A 5,423-nucleotide genomic window follows, 5' to 3' on the forward strand; every position below is an offset into this window, starting at 1 on the left:
GGAATGGGTGTAGTTGAGCCATCCTAACGTTAAAATATGTTAATTATTAAGGGTTTAATCCGCTTTTAACTGTTTGATAAAATCAACAAACTTCTTATTGCCATAATCCGCAGCACCCACTTCATGATAAGAAATTCTACCATGTTTATCGAGCACTACCGTGGTTGGTAAAGAGCCGGCAAATAATTGTTGTGGAATTCGACTTGCTACCGCATAAACTGGCATCTGGTATCCCTTCCGATCCATGTATTTCTTCGCTTTAGCAAAATCACTATCTGCATCAACCATGATGAAAACCACTCCTTCATCAGATTTGAATTGCTCATATAATTTGTTTACCGATGGCATTTCCGCCAGACATGGTGGGCACCAGGTGGCCCAGAAATTAAGAAAAATTACTTTTCCTTTTAAATCTCCCAGATCCAGTTCTTTTCCTGAAGCATCTTTAAACTTTATCCCTTCTAAACTGGTATGTTGCTCAGCCTCGCTTGCTTTCCTGTGCTCGATGCTAGTATCCGGCGCAAATAAGCCCACCTTCATCAGCCCCTGAATCATTAATGCCTTCGCTGATGGCACAAAAAGAATCACCAGAATCAAGATGCCCAAAAGGCCATTTATCACATTACATTTATTGAATATCTTTCCCATCTTGATAAAGCTTTAATTGGAATTATCCCAAATTAAAGAAATTAATCTATTTTGTATAAAACTAGACCTAAGCTTGACTAACTTATGATAAAAAAAACGCTACCAGGATTACTACTACTCAGCGTAGCTTTGTCCTGCAACAACAAAACACAGAAAATGGAACCCTATAAATGGCCGAATGCTACTCCACCAGTAGCGGAAGTAAAACCTCATATCAGAACTATTCATGGTGATACTGTAGTAGACAACTATTACTGGATGATTGACTACTTTAAAAAAGGGAAGGATAGTGCGGAAGTTGTCGAATACCTAAGCGCAGAAAACAAATACCTGGATACCATGATGAGTGGGACCAAACAACTTCAGGCAAATCTTTTTAAAGAACTGAAAGCCCGGATCAAGGAGAAAGATGAGTCCGTTCCTGTATTTAATAATGGTTATTTCTATTATACCCGAAATGAAGAGGGCAAACAATATTATAAATACTGTAGAAAAAAAGGGAGCCTCGAGGCCAAAGAGGAGATCTTATTGGACGTAGACCAACTGGCGGAAGGCCTACCCTACTACTCTGCAACAGGATTTACCATTAGCCCGGACAATAAAATGCTGGCTTTTGGCGTAGATAAAGTATCGAGACGTCAATATGTGATCCATGTTAAAAATCTGGAAACAGGTGCACTTTTTAAGGATACCATCCCAAATACAGAAGGAGATGCGACTTGGGCTGCCGATAATAAAACCATTTTCTATACATCAAAAAACCCGGTCACCCTACTGAGTGAAAAAATCAAAAAACATCGGTTAAATACGGATGCTAAATTGGACGAAACCGTTTATGAAGAAAAAGACAAGTCTAATTATATTGGTGTTGGGAAGTCAAAATCAGGAAAATACCTTTTCATTTATTCTCAAGCCACACAATCCAATGAAATGAGAATTCTGGATGCAGATCGACCAGATGAAGCATTTAAAGTTTTCCAGCCAAGGTTAAAAGATGTATTATATGATGTCATTGCCTTAGATGATAAATTCCTGATTCTAACCAATTGGGAGGCTAAGAACTTCCGACTAATGGAATGTCCGCTAGACAAACCAGGCAGAGAGAACTGGAAAGAGGTGATTCCTCACCGCAAAGATGTTTTACTGGAAGGAGTTGATGAATTTAAAACACATATCGTAGTGACCGAACGTAAAAATGGATTGACACAATTGCTGGTTCGTCCGATAAAAGGACAGGAACACCATATTGCCTTTGAAGAGCCTACTTATATGGCTCAGGTGGGTTCCAATCCGGATTACCAAAGTCAGACGCTCCGTTATGTCTATTCCTCTCTAACCACGCCGACTTCTACCTTTGACTATAACATGGACACCAAAAAGCAACAGCTGATGAAGCAGCAGGAAGTAGTAGGTGGATATGATAAGAAAGATTACACTTCGGAACGTCTATATGCGAAAGCCAAAGACGGCACCAAAGTTCCGATCTCCCTGGTCTATAAAAAGGGGTTGAAAAAAGACGGGAAGGCACCATTATTACTATATGCCTACGGCTCTTATGGTTCAAGTTATGACGCTACTTTCAGCAGTGGAAGATTAAGTTTACTGGATCGGGGTTTTATCTTTGCCATTGCACACATTCGCGGAGGGCAGGAGATGGGCCGTCAATGGTATGAAGATGGGAAACTGATGAAAAAGAAAAATACATTTACCGATTTTATTGACTGTGGACAATACCTGATCGATCAGCAATATACAGGCAAAGGCCATTTATATGCACAGGGTGGTAGTGCTGGCGGATTATTAATGGGTGCAGTCATCAATATGGCGCCTGACATGTGGAATGGGATTATTGCTCAGGTTCCTTTTGTGGATGTGATCAATACCATGCTCGATGAGAGTATACCGCTCACAACGAATGAATTTGATGAATGGGGGAATCCAAAACAAAAAGCTGCCTATGATTATATGAAAAGCTACTCTCCTTATGAAAACATAGAGAAAAAAGCCTACCCGAATATGTTGGTCACCACCGGACTGCATGATAGTCAGGTGCAATACTTTGAACCTGCTAAATGGGTAGCAAAACTTAGAGCAACCAAAACAGACAAAAATGTTTTATTGCTAAAAACAGATATGGACTTTGGCCATGGCGGAGCATCTGGCAGATTTGACTACCTGAAAGATATTGCCCTAAATTATGCCTTCCTCTTTGCCCTGGAAGGGATCAACAAATAACAAAATAGGCCCTTCCCCAGAATGAACAGGGAAGGGCCTATTTATTTAACCATCGTAGCTTCTTAATAAGCCGCTCAGGATTTTTGTTATTTCTTTGCTTTCAATAAAGCTTTTAGCTCCTCAACAGCCTTTTTCAATTCTTCTACTTCTGATTTCAGGCTTTTCAACTCCCTTTGCTGAACCGCAATCAGTTCATCATGTTCCTGCCAGCCTTTTAATAAAGGCACCGTCATCGACTGATAATTCAGGGAAAGTGTTTTCTTTGGATCTGTATCCGCTTTTACCAATGAAGGGAAAAACTCCTGCACGTTTTGAGCGATAAAACCGATCTGGTGTAAATCTACATCCCTACGATCATAAGATACCGCATGAAGTCTTCTCAATTGATCAGAGACCGGAGGTAGTGTTTCAATATTTTTCTTCAGGCGGATATCAGAATTTGCGGTTACATCCCCCGAGGCTTTGATGTCTCCATTCACAATAACCTGTCCGGTCACTGTTAACTCGGAGTTCACATCCAGGGTTGTAAATTTACCTTGTGCTGGTGTAGAACTCCCAATCAGGGTTCCATCAATTGCACCGTTTGTAATTTCTACGGCATCTTTATTTTGAATGGCGAGTGTACCCAAACCGAGGTTAGTTCTTGCATCCCCAGCTGTGATTGCACCTGTCCCCCCTTTTTCTATCGGGAGCGTTTCTGTACCTCCTCCGCCAGTACCTCCGCCCATCTGGCTTTCTACCCAATTACTATTGGCAATGCCACCTTTCAACTGGTAAAACTTTTCTTCCTGGATGGAATAAACCAACATACCTACTGATCTCCTGGCAGGGGTAATCAGGTCTCTTTCTGCGTTACTGGCCACAGATCTGAATCCACCTTTACCATAAATATCACTATGGGTGGAGTATTTATCACTGAGGTCATTGGGCTCTAAAGCCCCAATCACTTTCACTTGTCCAAGAGCCGAAAAAGAGGTCAAACACAGCAGTACAAAAAATGTATAAATCGCTTTCATTGGGAAATAGTTTTCAACCGTTGCTTTTTTAGCATTCCTTTTTTTAAAGGTCTGGGTTATATTTTCAATATTCTTCATTGCTTTCTAAATTTGGGATGTTGCCGGCTTATTGAATGCTGAAAGTTAAAGCCGCAGCAGTATTGTCTCTTTGTACATAAATCACATAATCGCTGACCCCACCAATACTATTTCTGAAAGACCTGGTTGTCTTTTCAAAAGCACCTGTAGAATCCAGAATGCCGACAATGATTTTAGAGCCACCCCAGATTGCCGGGTAAGCGATCACCAACTTTTGACGTCCTGAGGGACTTGCCGCTTTATTAGAAACGGCTGCTCCGCTACCAAACTCACTACTGGCCAGAGCCAGAATCTGGGCATCTGAAGGAGCAAAGTTTTCACCATCCTCACCTCCGTTTGCAAATCCATAATAGCGTTTCCATTGGAAGTTCAGTGAAGCGCTGGCTTCTGCCGTTTTATTGTCGGCTGTTTTTACGATAAGCTTAAAAGTATTGGCCTGATTGCTGACCGCCGATACGGTAACTGTACCGGTCACTGAAGCACCGGGAGCAGGAGAAGAACTGAAAACTTCCTGACCTGCTACATTGATACTGGTCAGCTCTCCGGTTTCCATTGCCCTACCTGCAGTCCAGTTCAAGGAAACAGAAGTATTTCCTGCAGGCCCCATTTCTTTCGTTCCGGAAGGGTTACTGGTCAGACTTGCGGAAGGACCTAAAGAAGGATAAAATACCGCTTCAATCCATTTGGCCAGGTCGTTGGTCCCAGGATTTACATTTTTATAATAATCCCCGGTAATTGGTCTGTTTCCGTTAAAGGCTCCAACGCTACCACCACCGCCACCCAGGCTCGATTTGTCAACCCAGGATACTGAGCCATCTGCATTACTGACCATCACCTGATCTGCAGCATCTGATTTGATATTCGCTGCGGTAATGACTTTTTCTGCTATCGAAGGATTGGGATAGGTTCCCGTTAGCGCGCCTCCGGCAGCACCGTTTATTGCGCCCTGTAACAACAATGGAGGCCATGTTGCATCCTCTTTCTTTGGCCCAAAAAGTGTTTGGTCGGTCGTGTTAATGTAGAAATCACCCGTCTTCCCTGTCGCTGCAAGGGGAGCTCCCGCGCCATAAATCAGGTTATTTCCTCCTGCAGATGCGCCGGAAGAGAACAAAACCCAATTGGCATTGTTGTCTAATTCCACAGGAACATCCGCACAGATCAATTGATACGTTTTCACTTTACCATTTCCATCGTCCATCACGGTACACAGCATCCCTGGCTGGCGTCTCAAGGAACTGATTTTATCCCTGTCGGCAAGCGTAGACACCTGGTGATGTCCACCCTTTGCATCATTGGTATAAACGATCACGGATCCCGGTACGGGAACCAGTGGGTTGCCCACAAATTGTGCTGTCGCCAGCATCGGACTAAAAAGTACAAAGCTTAGCGCAACCATCGCACATCTGCCCCAGTAACCGCTTCGTTTTTGTTTGATTTGCATATCCT

General features: G+C 42.7%; 4 protein-coding genes. 1 reads left to right on the forward strand and 3 read right to left on the reverse strand.

The genetic code is table 11. The features are described from left to right. Positions 1 to 54: 54 nt before the first annotated feature. The gene (locus R2Q94_RS00475; protein WP_316819468.1) at positions 55 to 648 is read right to left on the reverse strand and encodes a TlpA disulfide reductase family protein; all 594 of its coding nucleotides are present in this window, start codon (positions 646 to 648) and stop codon (positions 55 to 57) included. 156 nt (positions 649 to 804) lie between these two features. Between R2Q94_RS00475 and R2Q94_RS00480 the strand changes: the two genes are divergently transcribed. Next, complete coding sequence (locus R2Q94_RS00480) at positions 805 to 2,883, forward strand: S9 family peptidase (RefSeq protein WP_316819469.1); 2,079 nt, start codon at positions 805 to 807, stop codon at positions 2,881 to 2,883. 86 nt (positions 2,884 to 2,969) lie between these two features. On the opposite strand, the gene R2Q94_RS00485 is transcribed toward R2Q94_RS00480, so the two are convergent. Continuing rightward, positions 2,970 to 3,977 (reverse strand): tail fiber domain-containing protein, encoded by a 1,008-nt coding sequence (locus R2Q94_RS00485; protein WP_316819470.1) that lies wholly within the window; start codon positions 3,975 to 3,977, stop codon positions 2,970 to 2,972. A gap of 28 nt (positions 3,978 to 4,005) precedes the next feature. Continuing rightward, positions 4,006 to 5,418, reverse strand: a complete 1,413-nt coding sequence (locus R2Q94_RS00490) for a hypothetical protein (protein WP_316819471.1) — start codon at positions 5,416 to 5,418, stop codon at positions 4,006 to 4,008. Positions 5,419 to 5,423: the final 5 nt, after the last annotated feature.

The organism is Pedobacter gandavensis (assembly GCF_032678465.1).
In the GTDB taxonomy this organism is placed as follows: domain Bacteria; phylum Bacteroidota; class Bacteroidia; order Sphingobacteriales; family Sphingobacteriaceae; genus Pedobacter; species Pedobacter gandavensis_B.